Raw genomic sequence first — 17689 nt, forward strand, 5'->3', positions numbered from 1 at the left:
ACCGGCTGCGGGACGTTTACCCTAGCCTTTGACCGAGCCCATCATGACGCCCTTGACGAAGTATTTCTGCAGAAACGGATAGATGCACAGAATCGGAAACACGGTGATGACCAGCAGCGCCATCCGCAGCGATTCCGGCGTCGCTCCCGCCACGTTGACGTTCATCGTCTGGCCGCCCTGCTGGGCCGCCCGCTGCATGGAGGACGACAGCGCTTCCGCTTCGGTGAGCATCTGCTGAAGCAGCGTCTGGACAGGAATGAGGCTCTTGTCGGAGACGTAGTAAGCCCCGCTGAACCAGTCGTTCCAATGGGAGACTCCGATGAAGAGCGAGATCGTCGCCAGCACCGGCCCCGACAGAGGGAGAATGATCCTCAGGAAGATCTGGAAATCGCCGTAGCCGTCGATGCGGGCCGACTCCTCCAGCTCCTCCGGAATTCCTTGCAGGAACGTGCGGATGATGACGATGTGGAAGAAGCTGAACAGCATCGGAATGACATAGACCCAGAAGCTGTTGATGAGATGGAGCTTCTGGAGCGTGATGAAGTAGGGAATGAAGCCTGCGCTGAAGATCGTCGGCAGGAAAATGTAGAAGGTGAAGAACGTCCGGCCGGGCAGCGTCTTCTTGGACAGCGCGTAGGCCATCAGCGTGCACAGCGTCACATGCAGGAACGTGCCGAGCAGCGTCCGCAGCAGCGTGATCTTGTACGCCTGCCAGATTTTGGCGTTGTCGAAGATCTGCACGTAGTTGTCGAGCGTGAACTGGCGGGGGTAGAAGTAGAGCGCCCCCAGCATGGAATCTTTGCCGTCGTTCAGCGAGTAGACGAGGATATAGATGAACGGATAGATCATCGACAGCCCGAACAGCGTCAGGACGGTGTAATTGAACACGCTGAAGAGGGAGAATTGGCGCCTTCCCATGAACGGAACCTCCTTTCGGATTAGAAAAGGGATACGTCGCTGACCTTGCGGGCGAGCCGGTTGACGGTCAGGATCAGCACGAGCGCGATGAAGCTCTGGAACAGGCCGACCGCGGCCGCATAGCTGAGCCGTCCTTCGCCGATGCCGGCGCTGATGACATGCACGTCGAGCACGCTGCCGATGGCGGCGGTCGCCGGCCCGTTCAGCAGCAGCAGCTGCTCGTAGCCCGCGCTCATGAGGCTGCCGGTGGCGAGGATGAACAGGATGACCGCGATGTTGCGGACTCCCGGCAGCGTGACATGCCAGATCTGGCGGAACCGGCCCGCGCCGTCGATTTTCGCCGCCTCGTACAGCTGCTGGTCGATGCCGGCGATGGCGGCCATGTAGATGATGGAGTTCCAGCCGATGTTCTTCCATACGTCGGAGCCGACGATGATCTGGTAGAACCAGGTGGTGTTGTTGAGGAACTGGATGGGGTCCTTCAAGGCCCCGGAGGAGAGGAGCAGGTCGTTGACCGGACCGCCGTAAGGGGTGAGCAGGCGCTGCATGAGCGTCACGACGACGACCCAGGAGACGAAGTAAGGCAAATAAGAAAGCGTTTGCAAAGTTTTCTTGAATTTAAGGCTCCGAACCTCGTTGAGCAGGATCGCCAGCAGGATCGGCATCGCGAACCCGATGAGCAGCTTGAGGCCGCTGATGAGCAGCGTGTTGCGGATGAGCTGGCTGGACTGGTAATAATCGAAAAATTGATGGAAGTATTTCAGGCCGGCCCACGGGCTGCCGGTAAAGCCGCCGGAAAACCGGAAATCGCGGAAGGCGACTTGAATGCCGTAGAGAGGCACGTAGGAGAACAGGAAAAACCAGACGATGCCGGGCAGCATGAACAGGTAGAACAGCTTGTGCCGCCAGATCCGCTTCAGGAGCGGGTTAGCCATCATGGGATTCAACCTCCTTGTCGGATGGGGAAGCGGCCGGATATGACGGCGCCTGCGGTCGTTCGGCAGGCGCCGCTTCTCCGGGTGAATCGGGTCGAGCGAAGCCGCGGCTCACCAAGCGGCGAGCGGACCATCGGTCCGCAAGGGCAATGCCGCGGCTTCGCTGAACGGTAATAAGAAGACCATCGGTTCGCAAAAGCAATCCCTCGGCTTCTCAGAACGGCAGCCTATTGGCGGTCAGCCGATCGGCTCGACCGGACGGCTACGGCTGGAGAGACAGCTTGAGCGTCTTGACCTCGAACGGGTCGAAGGCCAGCTCGACCGCTCCGCCGGATATTTCCAGCGGGCGCTGCTTCTGCTCCATCAGATCGGCCAGCCATGCTTCCGAGAGAGCGAAGCCCGCCCGCACCGTCGTCTTCAGTCTCGTGCCGGCCGTCTCGTACAGCCGGATGACGAGGTCTCCGTCATCTTCGGCGCGCTTCACCGCCTCCACCATCACATGCGGATGGTCCGGCAGCAGGAACGAGCGTCCCTCCTCCCAGCCGGATGATGCTCCCGCCGACAGCATATCGGCCGCTGCGGCTGTCTCGGCTGCAGCCGCGCAGGCGGACACCGCCGCCTGAACCGCCGTCGGCTCGGCACCGTCCCCGGAGGACCGGACGGACGGCGATGCCGCGGCCACGGTCCGCAGAGGCACGTTCAGCTCGTAGCCGCGCCGGTAGATGCCGGCCTGGACATGGTCGCCGGCATGCGGATACAGGGAGTAGGTGAACTCATGCTCGGCCCTGTCGGCTTCCGGATCGGGATAGGACGGGCTGCGCAGCAGGTTGAGATCCAGCTCGCCGCCCTCGGCGCGGTGGCCGTACTTGCAGTCGTTGAGCAGCGCCACGCCGTAATCGGGCTCGGACAGATCCGCGTAGTGATGGGCGCAGATCTCGTCCTTGGCGTAATCCCACATCGTGTTGCGATGCGTCGGCCGCTTCAGGTAGCCGAACTGGATGTCGCAGCTGACGGAATCACAGCGGATGCCGAGCGGGAACGACGTGCGGAGCATCTTGCCCGCTTCCTTCCAGTCGACCTTCGTCTCGAAGTCGATCCGGCGGCTGCCTTCCGTCAGCACCACCCGCTGGACAAGGATCGAGCCGCCGAACGCGTACCGCATGATGAGGCCGGCCTTCGGCCCGTCCGCGAACGCCTCGATCTCCTCGAGCCGCAGCGCCGTCCCTCCGGCTGCCCGGTAATCCTGGCGGAAGTCCCAGGCGTCCCCGTCATCGGAGTAGACGCGCAGCGCGTTGGCGCCCCGTCCCGGCTGCACGAGCTCGCGGCCGGCTTCCTTGTCGAGGATGGACGTTATGCCGCCCTCCGCATCAAAGGCCAGCGCCAGCAGCCCGTTCTCGATGACCCGGCTCTCGGCCGAAGCCCGCAGATCAGGGAATTCGGCGGCATCCTTCGCCCCGGAAGCCGCTCCTTCCACCGAAACGAAGCCCATCGCAGGCACGCGCACGAGCTGCCAGCGGCCGTCCAGCCGGAGCCATTCCTCCCGCTCCCAGGGGAGCGAGTTGAAGACGGCCGTGCCGGATGCGCCGCCTGCCGCGCTGGCGTAAGCCGCCTCTGTCATCCGTTCCGTTTTGTCCAGAAGCACGGCGTACCGGTCCAACGATTCGTCGTAGACCCGCTTGATCGAGGAGCCCGGCAGAATATCGTGGAATTGATAGAGAAGCACTTCCTTCCAGATCTCCTCCAGCTCCCGGGCCGGATACGGACTGCCGTCCGCCATCCCGGCGAGCACGGCGGCGAATTCCAGCTCGCGCAGCGCCTTCTCCAGCTTGCGGTTGTAGCGCTTGCTCCGGCCCTGGCTCGTCAGCGTTCCCTGATGCTTCTCCAGGTACAGCTCTCCGCGCCACGTCTCGTAGCGCTCCGAGCCCTTCGCGAGCCGCTCGAAGAAGCGCGAGGACGGCTCCTGCTCCACCGGGCTGAGACCGAGCAGATCGCGCTCCCGGGCGAGCCGCTCCAGATGCTCTTCCCCAGGTCCGCCGCCGCCGTCGCCGATGCCGAACAGCATGAGCGCGCGGTCGGATATGCCTTTGTCCAAATACTCCTGCTCCGCCTTCACGATCGAGCGCGGCGCCGCCGGACTGTTGTACGTATCCTCCGGAGGCATATGCGTCAGCACCTGCGATCCGTCGATTCCCTCCCACATGAACGTGTGGTGCGGATGGCGGTTGTACACGCTCCAGCTCAGCTTCTGCGTCATCATGTAATCGACGCCGGCCTTCTTCAGCAGCTGCGGCAGGCTGGCCGTGTAGCCGAATACATCCGGCATCCAGAGCGACTTCATCTCCTGGCCGAACTCCTGCTGGAAATACCGCTTGCCGTAGAGCAGCTGGCGCACGAGCGATTCGCCGCCCGGAACGTTCGTGTCCGACTCGACCCACATCGCGCCCTGCGGCTCCCAGCGGCCTTCCGCGACGCGTTCCTTGATCCGTCCGTACAGCTTCGGATAATGGATCTTCATCCATTCGTACAGCTGGGGCTGGCTCGCTCCGAACACATAATCCGGATAGCGCTCCATCATGGACAGCGCCGTCGAGAACGTCCTGGCGCCCTTGCGGATCGTCTCCCGGATCGGCCAGAGCCACGCCAGATCGATATGCGCATGGCCGACGGCGCTGATCGTCAGGACGGGATCGCCGCCGCGCTTGGCGAGCTGCTCGCCGAGCAGGCTCCGCGCCTGCGCGATCTCCTCTTCCGTCAAGCCCACGAGCCGATGCGAGGCGTCATGCAAGGTGCGGAAGATCCGCTCCTTGCGGGCGGAGCCGGCAGGCAGGCGCTCCGCCGTCTCCAGCAGCACCTCGAAATCGTAGTACAGCTGCCGCAGCTCCTCCCGGCAGATCGCGACGACCGCTTCCTTGAGCGTGCCGCTGCGGTAGCGGCCGAACAGGTCGTTGCAGCCCGCATCGCCCCACAGGTCGATGGCTTCGTCTCCGCTCGAGCGCTCGCTTACATGCACGACCCGCTTGCCGGGCAAGCCGAGCGAAAAGTCGAACTCGGAATTGATGTTGGTCAGCCCCTGGACCGGCGACCCGTCCTCGTCCACCAGGCAAAGCTCGCCGTTCACGTCGATGAGCAGCACGACCTTTTCGTCCTTCGCCCGTTCCGGCACGGAACCGGAGAAATGGAACCAGGCGCAGTCCCACAGCTCTCCCCAGCGGTCTCCAGCCTGAAGCTGGATCGGCCGTCCCGACCGGCGCTCCCCGTAGGGCACCGGCTCGGGCGTTACCCAGGCCGATACGGCAAGCTCGGCGACCGGCTCGTATATATTCGCCTGCAGGCGTCCCAGCACGCCTCTCAATTGTTCAGGCCGGATGACTTCGTATGGCATGCTTTAACCGTCTCCTTTATGCAGGCTCAGCCTCTATTTCTTTTCCCAAGCTCAATCCAACTATAATATATCTATTGTATATGTTCAATATGTTTTTTAGAAAAAAAAGGAATAAAAAAACGGTCCCCTGAAGGAACCGGAATCGAATAAGCAGCGCCATCCAAAAACGGCTCCGCCGCCTTGAAGGCGAGAAGCCGTCTGCTGGAAGCCTTCTGCGGGAGCGCGCGGCATATGCCGGAACGATCCACCGCAAAGCGTCGTCATCCTTGAAGCGGCGGACCCGATGTCGTCTGGCGGACGACAAGCTCGGGCTCCAGCAGCGTTTTCGTGTAGCCGCCTCCGGCTCCGCCTTTACGTATGACCTCCAGCAGCTTTTCGGCCGCCCGGCTGCCCATATCGAATTCGAACTGCCGGATATGCGTGAACATGCTGAATTCCTCCACGATCGAGGTCGGATCGTCGAAGCTGACGATCGACAGATCCTCCGGCACGCGCAGTCCGGCCTGCAGGGCCATCTGGTAGATCTGCACCGCGAGCCGCCCGTTCAGCGTGATATAAGCGGTCGCCATCCGGTTGCGGATATACCGGAACAGCGGATGAGTCTCCGCTTTCTTGAGGCTTTCCACCCGGAAGCCGGTAATCATGTGGGCGGGATTGATGAGCGCCCCTTTATTTTTCAGCTCGTTCATGTACCCTTCGAGACGCTCCTGAACCGTAACGGTCTGCATCGGCGAGTCGGAGCAGATCGCGATCTCGCGATGCCCGAGCTCCCATAGATGGTCCACCGCCAGACTCGTGCCCATCCTTCCGTCGGATGCGATGTAATTCGTCTCCACCCCCGGCAGATAGCGGTCGATCAGAACGAACGGAAATCCGGAGAACTTCATCGCGAGAATTTCTTCATTGTACTGCTCCTCGTCCACGGGAAAGATCAGCAGCCCCTCGGCCCCGATCTCCTTCAGCGTCTTGATTGCTTCCTTCTCCTTGTCCACCTGGCCTCCGGAGAGCAGGATCACGCTTCGATAACCCTTGTCCTCAAGCGCCATGCGCACGCCGTCGATTAGCCGGATGGCGAAATAATCGTCGATGGAAGGCATGACGAGGCCGATCAGGCCGCTCCGCCGTCTCCCCGCTCCCCGCTCCGGAGCCGATAATGCCGCGCCCGGCTGCTGCAGCGGGAAATCCGGGGCGGCCTCTTCAGGCTGCCGGCCGCTCACGAAGGTGCCGCGTCCGGGCACACGGGAGATCAGCTTCTCGGCAGCCAGGCCGGACAAGGCGTTGACGACCGTGATCTTGCTTACGTTGAACCGGTCCATCAGCTCTTTTTCCGTCGGGATCCGGTCGCCTTCCTTCAGTTCGTTCGAATCGATAAGATCACGGATGTAATCCTGAATTTTCTGATACAGCGGAGTTCGATCTGTCGAGCTCATTTTCCATCACCAGTTTCGGTCCGAGATTTGTATATATAATATATTCTTGCTTATCGTTGCGCAACCGTTTCCCATTCCTCCTCCCTGGGCACAGAGCCGCAAATCCCTTTTGAAGCTCCCTGCTTCGCCAGAACTAAACCTCCGCCTTTCGGCGTGTTTTCCCTGCATTCTTTGTCGAAGTGCTTGAATTATATATGTATAATATATTTAATATAAATGCAAGCGCATTCAAACCTGATTAATTCGCCACTCCCGGATCAAGGAGGTGAGCCTCGGGAGCGCAGGGACCGTTCTCCCGAACAAGGCTTGGAAAGCAACCTATTCCGAACAAAAGAGGTGTTTCGTGATGATTCGCAAGCTTGCGGCAGCCAGTCTTGCATTGGCCTGCACATTGTCCTTCTCCTTCGCCGTCTCCGCCGAGCCGGATGCCCAGAAGGAGAATCGCTCCCCGTCCGGCTCCATTTCCTGGCCCCAGCAGCAGCAGCTCCCCCGCTTCGCCAAGGCCAAGCAGCTTGAAGTGGCGGATATCTATGACGCCCCCGGCGATGTGAAGCTGCTTTTGGCCACGCTCCAAGGCCTCGTCAACCGCAGCGAGCCGCGCATTTATTTGCTCGAGAGCAAGGAAGAAGGCAAGTTCGCCTGGCTGAACGATCTCGACGTCCCCTACAAAGTCCGCGACAGCGAATGGTCGCTGCTGGACAAGTTCAAGAGCGAGGTCAAGGGCATCATCGTTTATGACCCTCAAGTACCCGATTCCATCAACGTGGCGACTACCCTGGCGGGAATCAAGGATGCGGTCGCCGCAAGCCCCGAGCTGGCGAAAAAGCTGACGGCTTCTCCTTATTCCTTCAAGGTGCTCGACGATCTGCAGGGCCGCTTCAAGGACCGGCTCGATGCCTACACCTGGCAGTACGAGCATCTATGGAGCCAGACGACCCATCGGATGCTCGTCGGCCTCAGTCCCGATACATCCATCCGCCTGCCGTCCACCGGCATCCCAGCCTCGTACAAGACGGTCGCGCAGGAGACGTCGCAGGAGCGGGACGCAGGCAACCGCAAGGTGTACGATCTCGACCTGTCGCCTTACCTCGGCCAGCAGTCGGTCTATCTCCGCTTCGACGACGCCTTCCCCGAGGACGGCTGGGGACCGGCCGTTCACGAGGTTGCCGTCAAGGCAGACGGGCAGACGATCGCAAGCTTCGTTCCCGGCACTCCCGCGGAGGAGCCGTTCCTGTACGACGCCCAGAGCTCCCAGGTTTCGGCCGGCAGCGGCGGCCACCGCTTCGCCGACAACGGACGTTATTTCGTCTACCGCTTCACGCCTCCGGCAGGCACCAGGCAGCTGACCGCATCCGTCGAGATGTGGAACCAGTTCAAGGTCAGCGCGGGCAGCGAGCAGCCGGCCTCCTCCGAGCAGAAGGAGCCTTACGGCTACCTGCGCGACTACGCCGTCGCGAACAGGGCGATGGTGTTCTGGCTCGACTCCAACGTGCCGGCGCAGCGGGAGCTGTTCGAGCGCATCCTGTCGGATGTGCAGCCGGGGACCCCTTATCTCGGCTGGTTCAGCAACGATACCGTCGGCGAATTCAGCTCCGTGGAGATTACCTCCCGGCACAGCGTGTACGTGCTTGCCGCCGACTGGTTCAGCAACATGACCGTATTCTCGGGCGGCAGATCGGTAGCGGCGCCGCTCAAGGCGGCCAAAGCTCCGAAGCTGCAGAACAAGATCTATATCACCTATACGTTCAGCGAAGGCGACAACTTCCAGTACAACCAGCATCGGATGCGCGTCCTGTGGGACGATCCCGCACGCGGCAAGGTGCCGCTCAACTGGACATCCAGCCCGCTGCTGTACGACGGCGCTCCCGCCATTCTGGACTACTACCTGAAGACGGCGACGCCCAGCGACCAGCTCATCTCCGGACCTTCGGGAGCGGGGTACTTCTACGCGAACGCCTGGCCGGACAGCACCTTCCCGTCCTATTTGAAGTCAACCTATCCTTACTTGAAAAAAACCGGCATGACGATTCCGTACGTGCTCAACCGCATCGACAGCGAGAACGTTCCGCTCAGCGACGCGAAGGCGAAAGCCTATGCCGACGAGTATCACGCCCCCGGCCTGTTCCTCAGCTGGGAAGACCGCTTCGGCGTCGAGCTGGCCAAAAACAAGCTGCCGATCTCGACGATCCAGGGCATCGGCACGGTCAAGGACGGCCAGCGCATTCTGGCGGAAGCCAAGGCGAAGTGGGACGGCAAGTCGCCTCTCTTCATCTCACTCGGCCTGCTCGCCTGGAGCTTGACCCCGACGGACGTCGTCGCCTTGAACGGCTCTCTCGGGCCGGAATTTGAAGCCGTCAGAGCCGATCAGTACTTCTCGCTCGTCCGCGAGGCGAACGGTCTGCGGCCTTAAAGTACAGATCCGGCGGCCAACGCCGCCTGCTGAGATTCAAGCCCCTCTCATCAACAGGACGATGCGTTGTCCTAGGCGTCGTCCTGTTTGTGTTTTTGGGCCGATAAGCAGATGTAGGAGCCAGGCATCTGCATCCTGCACGATATAGAAGAACACATAGGATGAGAGGCAAGGAGAAGCAACGATGCCGCCAAATGGGGGGATGCTGTTTGCGGTTGAACAGCACCTCACTACTTGCGGCTTAGTTTCTTTCCCTTACAAAACACGTCCAACCGGATACGATCCGACAGGTAGAAAGCAAATTGCTTCGCTTCTTCCCATTGATGCCGCAGCTCCATTTCCTGTATCAATCCGCCGTGTTTCAATACTACGGCAAACTTTCCATCTTTCGGTTCAATTCGGATTTGATCCATGTCGCCCATTTCTACCTCCCGCTATTGCTGGAACACCGGAGTATTCGTCATGTGTTCAACTTCATTTGACCGAAGGGACGGCATGTTGAAGTTGGACGTTATTTTAATTAAAAACACATAGAAAACGGAACCCGCAATCCAGCGAGGCTCCGTTTTGGTTCTTGCGGAAAAACTAACCAGTACGTTGAAGAGGCTAAGTTGATCCTGGAGTGCTTCAGCAAAAAATAGATGGCAGAGAAAACTTATTCCATTATCTCTTTTCTCCACCAAGCACTCGTTGGAATTTCCTTGGACGTTATGATAACAGTTTCGCCGATTTTTGGAGTTGCGATGTTGACCTTTTGTTCGGACGCCGCTTTTGTGACCCGTTCTATGGGATCAGTCCATAAGTGAAAGGCTAGCGTGAACGCTCCCCAATGAATGGGAATCAAGAGCTTTCCTCTAAGATCAAGATGAGCTCGCACCGTTTCTTCAGGCTTCATATGAATCAAAAACCGTTCGTCATATTGCCCGCATTCCATCATTGTCAAGTCGAACGGTCCGTAAATCTCACCGATTTCCTTAAAGTGAGGACCATAGCCGCTATCTCCACTGAAGTAAACCCTCGTGTCGCTCCCGACGATGACCCATGAGCACCACAGGGTAGAATTACGGTTGAACATCCCTCTTCCTGAGAAATGCCTCGCCGGCATACAGGCCAACGTAAGACCGTCAATCAAGAGCTCTTCATACCACTGGTGCTCAGAAATTTTTTCCGGTGCGACTCCCCATTTGATCAAATGCCGCCCTACTCCTTTTGGCACGATAAATCGATGGGTTTTATCCTTTAGTTTACGGATTGAAGAATAGTCCAAATGATCATAGTGATCATGGGATAAGATAATCGCATCCATCGCGGGAAAATCCTCTGGCTGAAGAGGCAGCTTCCTGCTGTATCGTTTCTCGCCAACCCAAGGAATTCGAGTGCCTAGCATCGGATCAAAGAGAAGTCTTTTATTCTCTAGTTCAAGTAGAAAAGCCGAATGGCCAAACCATGTTACACGTGCAGCATTCGGAACAGTCATTATGTCCGCTAACGTAAATGTCTCTACAGCAAGATTAGTTGCAGGCTTTAGTCTCCCTCTTGTTAATAGAGCATCCCTCAGTAAGCTAAATATTGTCGCTAAACCCATTCTCATATCGGTCGGAATCTGATTTTCATATTTTTTCATGGTTGTTCTCTGTGGTTTATTCATCATCTTCACAACCCATCATTTGTGTAGGGCACGCTTTCAAGCCGTTATATCCCTCTAACTCCGGCTGATTTCAGCAGCGGGCTCGTGTGGAGCAGCATATTGGGTTCCTTTATCTAAATCCCCATTTACATTCTGGTTTCGTTTTTACACACCCGAGTATTTCTTTAAAGATCGGCAAAGCCCCAGAAAATGTACATGGTACATCACTGAGGCTTTTATCGTGCTCTACATGAACAATAGCTGGTTTGGGTTATTTGAAACGTTACTTTCCTTGACTATTTTTCCATGCGGTTTGCCCCAACAGTTCCCGCAAAGTAGTCATGTACGTTTCTTCCGACGTGGTCCATCTCAGTCTGGCCGTTTCTTCCGCATCCGGACCTGCAAGAAAGCGTAGTCGGTCAGACTTATCGTTGGCAGCAGCGTAAATCTGGCCGGCCACCTGGTTCACATCAGCATTACCAAATGGAAAGGTCATCATGCATTGCATCATGTGATCGAAATAAGGCTTGTACGATTCTGGAACGGACGCATCTTGGGATGCGGACATGGTGTTCGACCCGAAGCTTGTCGTTAGCATGGAACCTGGCTCCACCAGTTTGAGGGAGATATTTTGCGATTCAAGCTCGTAGGCCAGCGATTCCGACAGTCCTTCGACTGCATGCTTTGACGCTGCATAGACCGAAAAAAGCGGGAATGAGGTAAAGCCTATGTTCGAAGTGATATTTACAATGGTTCCGCCGCCTTGCCCGCGGAAATAAGGCGTAATCGCCTGAATGACGTTCATCGTACCGAAGACATTGGTCTCGAAAACCCCGCGGATAGCATTCATAGGTGTTGTTTCAAACACCGAGATGACACTGACTCCAGCGTTGTTCACAACCGCGTCAATCTTGCCAAACCTGGCGATCCCTGCCGAAATCGCGGCCTCGATGCTGGCAGGATTAGTAATATCGAGCGCCGTTACAAAAATCCGTTCGGGATTTTCCTCTGCCAAGCTCTGGTCCGGCTTGCGCATCGTCGCAACCACGTTCCAGCCCTCATTAGCAAACTTCTTGGCTGTAGTATGGCCTAATCCGGTCGAACACCCCGTGATCAATACGGTTTTTGTCATTGAGCTATCTCCTTCAACTCAGTTTTTATCGCTTCTATGTTAGCTTACTCGGTTATAGTGGCTCTAAGTCAATTCCATCTGTCTACTCCTTATTGTTAAGGGTTTGTAATTGACGCTATGTAAGTTCTGATTGTAAATTATATTAGAGTTACTCTAATCAATACAGGCGGTGAATGAACTCTAATGAGTCTGACTATTAAGCAAATTTCAAAAAAAATGGGCATTACTGCATATACACTTCGTTTCTATGAGAAAGAAGGCGTGTTGCCAATTGCTGACCGAGATGCGAAGGGGGTCCGCATGTTTAGCCAACACTACATCGATTGTATTGAGATGGTGCAAGCACTGCGTTCAACAGGGCTGCCACTATCAGAAATAAAACTTTACGTGGAGCTTTACAAGCGCGGGGATAGTACATTGCCACAAAGGAAACAGATGCTGATGCACCAGAGAAGCAAAGTGGAAGATCAATTAGCCCTATTGGTGAAAACACTGGAAAAGATCAATTATAAATTGGCGTTAATTGATGTCCAAGATAATAAATTTGAAAAGCTGCCATAATAGAAAGGGCAGCTTGAATGGTAAGCATAGTAGTGTCAGTAAGCTCAATCCTTAATCATTCTATATCCCCACCCGAATGCGCTTTTTGAACGTTAGTGAATCCAAGACGGCGACGGCTTAGCTCCGCAACTCGGAAATGGAAGCCAGAGCGGCGCTGCCAAAGAAAAAAATCGCCCAAGCTCGTCGAGGCAATCCAAGGCAATTGGCCCCCCGTCCCCCCGAGAGAGTATCCCGTTCGCAAATCCACTCCGAAGTGCTCGACTACTTCTGTGCACATGGTCATTGTTATCTCCAAGCAATGGAATATGAACACAATCCCATGAAAAACTATGCCCTCCAGTATGACTATTCCAGGATAAGAAGTATTAATTGAGCATTAAATTTGTACATATCTCATTTCCCCCGCGCTAAACTAGTAATCAAATATAAATTATAATTTGAAGGTATAAAGTAATCCTTACATAAGGAGACTATTTCTCTGTTGAAGCCGATTATTGATAATAATGTCATTCCTTTTATTGAGAAAGTTGAACGCGAGGCTTGGTTGGATATGTGTGCTTCTGCACCGGAAAGCTATGTGAAAAGTTCAAATGTCTCCTTTACGCGTGTGGGATCAAGTATTGCCCTCGCTAATCGCGGGCTGCCCTATCCTGATTTCAACCGCGTTCTCGGCGTAGGAATTGGGCCAGCAAGCGAAGCGGAGCTGGAACTGGCACTCGCATGGTTGAAAGAACATGCGGCTCCGTCCTCTCCCTTGCAAATTCCGCCGCATGCCCTTTCTAAAAAGATTCTTGAGTGGATGAACACAAGAGGCTTGGAACGTGTTGGAAACGGCAAGGCCGTATTTTATCGAGATTCATCGCCTGTGCAAAGCCATCCAATCCCACCTACGCTTGATATCCGTCTCGTTGGAGCACCCTGCGCTGAAGACTTCGGCTTTACCGTACATGCGGGGTTCGGTGTGCCCGAATCAAACATCCCGTTTTTTTCGGCGTTGGCTGGACGGCCAAAATGGAAAACTTACGCGGCCTATGACGGTAATAAACCCGTCGCTTCCGCAGCCATGTTCATCGACAACAGCTGGGCCTATCTTGGGGTAGCTTCGACGTTACCGGAATATCGCGGCAGAGGGGCGCAGAATGCACTATTCAAACGGCGCATAACGGATGGAATTGCTGCTGGAGTTATCGGTTTTACCGGGGATACTGGACAACCGCTTGAAGGGGAAGAGCACGCTCACAAGTCTTACCGCAACTTTCATCGAGCTGGATTTAAACGTGTTTTAGTGCGTCAGAACTTTATCTTGAAATAGATCGATTTACTCTCATCAGAATCATAGCGTGCTCCCATGCTCCCATCATGCTTGTAACCAATTCATGCTGCGAAAGCTGAGTATATAACTACTGGCACAATAACATTGGCAGGAGAAAACGGACCGGGTAGGGCGAACGCCTTACCCGGTCCGTTTTTATAGGATGTTTCATGTTGGAACACGTTTGGAGAATGTCACTTGGTCACTGTGTTCCTACTGTACACACGAACAAAATCAATCATCATTGTTTGCGGGAATATCGTGGAGCCATCGGGATCGCCATCAAAATCTCCACCGACGGCAAGATTCAATAAAAAGTGAAACTTCTTATTGAATGGAGCCGGACTCGATCCTCCTGAACTAAACCATTCATTTGAGTTTCGTGTTTGATACAGCTTTCCGTCTACATACCACCGAATTTGGTTGGGTTCCCACTCAACGGAATAATCGTGATACCCATTATCCGGCAAGGTGTAGTTCGAACCGATATATTTCCATGGATTACCAAAGTGAACGGTTCCCATCACCTTTAACGGATCCGATCCTCGCTGCTCCATAATGTCAATTTCGCCGCTCGCTGGCCATCCGCCATACTCATAATTTGTCGGAAGCATCCAAATAGCCGGCCATATCCCCTTCCCGTAAGGAAGCTTGGCACGAACGACAAATTTGCCGTACATCCAATCTCCTTTATTCTTCGAAACCAATCGAGCGGACGAATAGGACATTCCGTTTATGTTTTCTTTAATCGCTTTAATTACTAAGTGACCAGAACCGTCTTGATAGGCGTTTTTCGTACTATTCGTATAATACTGTTTTTCCTTGTTCCCCCATCCGTGCCCGCCGATATCATAGCCCCATTTGCTGGGATCAGGAGCCGTGCCGTCAGCCCCGTCGAATTCATCGCTCCATACAAGAGACCAGTTGTCCGGCGCAGGTGCAGGCGCAGAATCTGAAGCGGAAACGATGAATTCTTCCCATCCGGACGCAGAAGTCCTGTTCGCATAGAGAATCGATCCTTGATTCAAGTCCACAGATACGTATAGATTGTTGGCTACAGCTTGAAGGGCTGTTTTTCCGTTCCCTCGATCGATTTTCCTGAATTTTTCCCAAGCTTGAATCGTAGACGCCCTTGCAATCAGTTTAGTACCCTGATTCAGATCAGCTGTGACATATTTGTTGTTGGCAATCGATAAGAACGATACGGTATTGTCCGAATTATGGATGACATTAAATTTCTCCCAATTTTGCGCAACTGCCCGGTTGGCGACAAGCGGACTCGCCCCTGCTTGATCCGCAGACACAAATTGATTATTTACCGCTGCTTTAATCGTGGAAGACATATAAAACCTCCTGAAATTTAATCAAGAGCATGCAGTCCAAATAGGAAGATGGCCGCATCAATCAGCTCTTTAAGTATTCATCTTTCAGCAACCAAGATTATCGCCGGGGGTCACACCGAGAATCGAAGCAATCCGTTTATACTGAACCGTACGGCTTTGAACCTGCATCGGATTTCTACCGTTGCATTCCAATGCGCCATTAATCGTTCTAATGGTTTCACCGAATCCTTTAGAGTTAACCATCGCATTATGTCCCGTCATCGTTCCGGCGCCTGTTTGAGTGTTCCAAAACCAAAGTGCCGTTTTCCAAGCTACCGAAGCGTCCTGGGCAACTAGATCTGGATTGTTCAAGAGTGGAAGCCCCAATGCTAGGCCTGCCGCCCCATAATTGTAATTCCAGCTCAATTGCAGGGGACCGCGACCATAATATTGCTTTCCAGGCGCGGGGGGATACTGATTGTGGGCAGCAGAATAGTGCGAATAATTCGCCGTGTTCTGCTCAACGACATGGTATAATCCTCCCGTTTCATGATAAACGTTGGCAAGGAATGCGGCAGCTTCCTGCTTCTGAATGGTGATGCTGCCAGTTGTCGTAAAACCCGGGTAAGCGCTGATAGCAGCCAACAATCCAGAGTAGGTGTAGAATCGATTGCGGTTAGAGAAAATTTGGTTGAATTGGTCTTCAGTAACGATGAAACTGCCCGATTGCGCGGATGCAGGGGCAGTATTGGAAGCAGAAACGATGAATTCTTCCCATCCGGAAGCTGAATTCCTGTTCGCATAGAGAACCGATCCCTGATTCAAGTCCACAGATACGTATAGATTGTTGGCTACAGCTTGAAGGGCTATTTTTCCGTTGCCTCGATCGATTTTCCTGAATTTTTCCCAAGCTTGAATCGTAGACGCCCTTGCGATCAGTTTAGTCCCCTGATTCAGATCAGCTGTTACATATTTGTTGTTGGCAATCGATAAGAACGATACGGTATTGTCTGAATTATGGATGACATTAAATTTCTCCCAATTCTGCGCAACTGTCCGGTTGGCAATAAGCGGGCTCGCCCCTGCTTGATCCGCAGACACAAAATGATTGTTAACCGCTGCTTTAATCGTTGAAGACATATGAAGACCTCCTATAATAAGTTGAACTAAATGCGCGTTTTTTCGCATGTAGACAACTGCGTGGCAGAGAACAGTAGTAACGATGTCCGCTTTATAAAGCGGTTGCTGAAAACGAACGTATTCTTAATGTGCAAGCCTTAATGCCATCCATATCCCGTCAGAGTAGACCCCATTATGCTTTAATGCGTTTTTTTCGACCCCGTAGACTTCGAAACCTAAGGATTCGTATAGGTTTCTTGCCGCTTCATTTTCCGAAACGACGGCTAATTTCAGCTGCTCCACACCATCTATTTTCCTCGCCTTATGAATAAGTTCCAGCATAAGGGCTTTTGCCATGCCATGTCCGCGCAGTTCAGGAGCTACATACATTCCGTATATATTTCCTTTGTGGGCGTCCTTAAGGCCGGTGTCCCGCATGAAAGTTACCATTCCGAACAGAGTGTTATTGACAAAGGCTCCAAGGACAAATTTATCGGGAGTCGGTTTGAGGAGTTCTTTGTAAAATTCCAAGGGAAACTTGGCTTCCTGTTCATAGGAAGAAACGTAAGCTTCCGGGCTGCTTTGCAGCCCGTTTAAGCGCAATTGCTGGTATGCATGAGCATCAGATTCCGACAGGGAACGAATGTTCATTCATTTTCTCCTTGTGTTAAACGTGATGGCTTCAAGGACTTTATTTTCTCTTCCGTGGCTGCTGCTTCGATGCTGGGACAGCCTGATGCTATATTTTCTCAACGATCGTTTTGTTTAAAGTTCAAGGCTGTCGAGTCGGCTTATAGCAGACCGCCCGAAACGAGAATGGTATCGCCAGTAATCCAAGCCGCTTCGTCGGACGCTAAGAATACAGCTGCTCTTGCAATATCTTCGGGCTGTCCTACACGTCCAAGCGGTGTCATGGAAACAGCATGTTCTCGGATCTGGGACCAAGCTCCGATCGCTTGTGTGCCTTCTGTCTCCGTTGTCCCCGGAGCGATGGCGTTCACGCGGATATTTCGTCCTCCGAGTTCTTTTGCCATCACTCGCGTCATGGAGCCCGTTGCGCTTTTTGTCGCCGCATAGAGCAACGCGGACACAGAAGGATTAATGCCCTCAGTAGAGCTGATGTTAATGATATTGCCGCCTTTTGTTCCGAAATGCTGGACGGCTTCTTTGCTGGTCAGGATCGGCCCCAGAACGTTGGTATTAAAGTGACTGTGAAATTCATCCTCGGTTATTGCCTCAAGAGTCGCGAACCGAAAGATGCTGGCATTATTCACCAGGATATCGATTGGGCCAAATAACCGCTTTGTTTCTTCAAATAACCGTTTGACATCGGCTTCCTTGGAAACATTGGCCTGAATGGCGGCTGCCCGTCCTCCGTTTTTCATGATTTCGGAAACAACGAGATCCGCACCTTCTTTGCTTCCCGCATAATTGACGATTACCGCTGCACCAGCTCCCGCAAAGGCTTTTGCAATGCCTGCGCCAATCCCTTTTGATGCACCTGTCACGATCGCTACTTTTCCTTGTAGTTTTTCCACGGT

General features: G+C 54.3%; 14 protein-coding genes. 3 read left to right on the forward strand and 11 right to left on the reverse strand.

Annotated elements, in window-relative coordinates; all coding sequences use genetic code 11:
* Positions 1–21: 21 nt before the first annotated feature.
* The 4 genes from PHU01S_RS16200 to PHU01S_RS16215 all read right to left on the reverse strand — a co-directional run bounded on the left by PHU01S_RS16200 (position 22) and on the right by PHU01S_RS16215 (position 6665).
* Positions 22–918: a carbohydrate ABC transporter permease gene (locus PHU01S_RS16200; RefSeq protein ID WP_021881432.1), complete on the reverse strand. Its 897-nt coding sequence runs from the start codon at positions 916–918 to the stop codon at positions 22–24.
* A 20-nt stretch (positions 919–938) separates the two neighbouring features.
* On the reverse strand, positions 939–1856 hold the full coding sequence (locus PHU01S_RS16205) for an ABC transporter permease (protein WP_049867584.1): 918 nt from the start codon (positions 1854–1856) through the stop codon (positions 939–941).
* 259 nt (positions 1857–2115) lie between these two features.
* Positions 2116–5235 (reverse strand): alpha-mannosidase, encoded by a 3120-nt coding sequence (locus PHU01S_RS16210; protein ID WP_127508521.1) that lies wholly within the window; start codon positions 5233–5235, stop codon positions 2116–2118.
* Between the two features lie 260 nt (positions 5236–5495).
* Positions 5496–6665, reverse strand: a complete 1170-nt coding sequence (locus tag PHU01S_RS16215; RefSeq protein ID WP_048746564.1) for a GntR family transcriptional regulator — start codon at positions 6663–6665, stop codon at positions 5496–5498.
* A 346-nt stretch (positions 6666–7011) separates the two neighbouring features.
* Here PHU01S_RS16215 and PHU01S_RS16220 point away from each other — a divergent pair, with 346 nt between their 5' ends.
* The gene (locus PHU01S_RS16220) at positions 7012–9075 is read left to right on the forward strand and encodes a GxGYxYP domain-containing protein (RefSeq protein WP_127508524.1); all 2064 of its coding nucleotides are present in this window, start codon (positions 7012–7014) and stop codon (positions 9073–9075) included.
* A gap of 230 nt (positions 9076–9305) precedes the next feature.
* Here the strand turns inward: PHU01S_RS16220 and PHU01S_RS16225 are convergent, their stop codons facing one another.
* The 3 genes from PHU01S_RS16225 to PHU01S_RS16235 form a co-directional block, all read right to left on the reverse strand.
* On the reverse strand, positions 9306–9497 hold the full coding sequence (locus tag PHU01S_RS16225) for a hypothetical protein (RefSeq protein ID WP_021879350.1): 192 nt from the start codon (positions 9495–9497) through the stop codon (positions 9306–9308).
* 233 nt (positions 9498–9730) lie between these two features.
* The gene (locus PHU01S_RS16230) at positions 9731–10699 is read right to left on the reverse strand and encodes an MBL fold metallo-hydrolase (protein ID WP_127508527.1); all 969 of its coding nucleotides are present in this window, start codon (positions 10697–10699) and stop codon (positions 9731–9733) included.
* 286 nt (positions 10700–10985) lie between these two features.
* On the reverse strand, positions 10986–11834 hold the full coding sequence (locus PHU01S_RS16235) for an SDR family oxidoreductase (protein WP_021879348.1): 849 nt from the start codon (positions 11832–11834) through the stop codon (positions 10986–10988).
* Between the two features lie 183 nt (positions 11835–12017).
* Between PHU01S_RS16235 and PHU01S_RS16240 the strand changes: the two genes are divergently transcribed.
* Together PHU01S_RS16240 and PHU01S_RS16245 are read left to right on the forward strand one after the other, a co-directional pair.
* Positions 12018–12395 (forward strand): MerR family transcriptional regulator, encoded by a 378-nt coding sequence (locus PHU01S_RS16240; RefSeq protein ID WP_021879347.1) that lies wholly within the window; start codon positions 12018–12020, stop codon positions 12393–12395.
* A 481-nt stretch (positions 12396–12876) separates the two neighbouring features.
* Positions 12877–13707 carry an N-acetyltransferase gene (locus tag PHU01S_RS16245; protein WP_048746560.1) on the forward strand — a complete coding sequence of 277 codons (831 nt, stop codon included), beginning with the start codon at positions 12877–12879 and terminating at the stop codon, positions 13705–13707.
* Positions 13708–13901: 194 nt separating this feature from the next.
* On the opposite strand, the gene PHU01S_RS16250 is transcribed toward PHU01S_RS16245, so the two are convergent.
* The 4 genes from PHU01S_RS16250 to PHU01S_RS16265 form a co-directional block, all read right to left on the reverse strand.
* Positions 13902–15050 carry a glycoside hydrolase family 16 protein gene (locus PHU01S_RS16250; protein WP_021879345.1) on the reverse strand — a complete coding sequence of 383 codons (1149 nt, stop codon included), beginning with the start codon at positions 15048–15050 and terminating at the stop codon, positions 13902–13904.
* A gap of 84 nt (positions 15051–15134) precedes the next feature.
* Positions 15135–16169: a glycoside hydrolase family 19 protein gene (locus PHU01S_RS16255; RefSeq protein ID WP_127508530.1), complete on the reverse strand. Its 1035-nt coding sequence runs from the start codon at positions 16167–16169 to the stop codon at positions 15135–15137.
* Positions 16170–16292: 123 nt separating this feature from the next.
* The gene (locus PHU01S_RS16260) at positions 16293–16799 is read right to left on the reverse strand and encodes a GNAT family N-acetyltransferase (RefSeq protein WP_127508533.1); all 507 of its coding nucleotides are present in this window, start codon (positions 16797–16799) and stop codon (positions 16293–16295) included.
* Between the two features lie 140 nt (positions 16800–16939).
* A complete protein-coding gene (locus tag PHU01S_RS16265) occupies positions 16940–17686 on the reverse strand; it encodes an SDR family NAD(P)-dependent oxidoreductase (protein WP_127508536.1) in 747 nt (248 codons plus the stop codon).
* Between the last annotated feature and the right edge of the window lie 3 nt (positions 17687–17689).

It is taken from the genome of Paenibacillus humicus NBRC 102415, assembly GCF_004000905.1.
Taxonomy (GTDB): domain Bacteria; phylum Bacillota; class Bacilli; order Paenibacillales; family Paenibacillaceae; genus Paenibacillus_O; species Paenibacillus_O humicus.

Bases quoted from the DNA above. Each gene is read 5' to 3' on its own strand.
- PHU01S_RS16205 (WP_049867584.1), bottom strand. From the start codon at position 1,856: ATGATGGCTAACCCGCTCCTGAAGCGGATCTGGCGGCACAAGCTGTTC.
- PHU01S_RS16255 (WP_127508530.1), bottom strand. From the start codon at position 16,169: ATGTCTTCAACGATTAAAGCAGCGGTTAACAATCATTTTGTGTCTGCG.
- PHU01S_RS16220 (WP_127508524.1), top strand. From the start codon at position 7,012: ATGATTCGCAAGCTTGCGGCAGCCAGTCTTGCATTGGCCTGCACATTG.
- PHU01S_RS16210 (WP_127508521.1), bottom strand. From the start codon at position 5,235: ATGCCATACGAAGTCATCCGGCCTGAACAATTGAGAGGCGTGCTGGGA.
- PHU01S_RS16250 (WP_021879345.1), bottom strand. From the start codon at position 15,050: ATGTCTTCCACGATTAAAGCAGCGGTAAATAATCAATTTGTGTCTGCG.
- PHU01S_RS16260 (WP_127508533.1), bottom strand. From the start codon at position 16,799: ATGAACATTCGTTCCCTGTCGGAATCTGATGCTCATGCATACCAGCAA.
- PHU01S_RS16225 (WP_021879350.1), bottom strand. From the start codon at position 9,497: ATGGGCGACATGGATCAAATCCGAATTGAACCGAAAGATGGAAAGTTT.
- PHU01S_RS16215 (WP_048746564.1), bottom strand. From the start codon at position 6,665: ATGAGCTCGACAGATCGAACTCCGCTGTATCAGAAAATTCAGGATTAC.
- PHU01S_RS16230 (WP_127508527.1), bottom strand. From the start codon at position 10,699: ATGAAAAAATATGAAAATCAGATTCCGACCGATATGAGAATGGGTTTA.
- PHU01S_RS16235 (WP_021879348.1), bottom strand. From the start codon at position 11,834: ATGACAAAAACCGTATTGATCACGGGGTGTTCGACCGGATTAGGCCAT.
- PHU01S_RS16240 (WP_021879347.1), top strand. From the start codon at position 12,018: ATGAGTCTGACTATTAAGCAAATTTCAAAAAAAATGGGCATTACTGCA.
- PHU01S_RS16200 (WP_021881432.1), bottom strand. From the start codon at position 918: ATGGGAAGGCGCCAATTCTCCCTCTTCAGCGTGTTCAATTACACCGTC.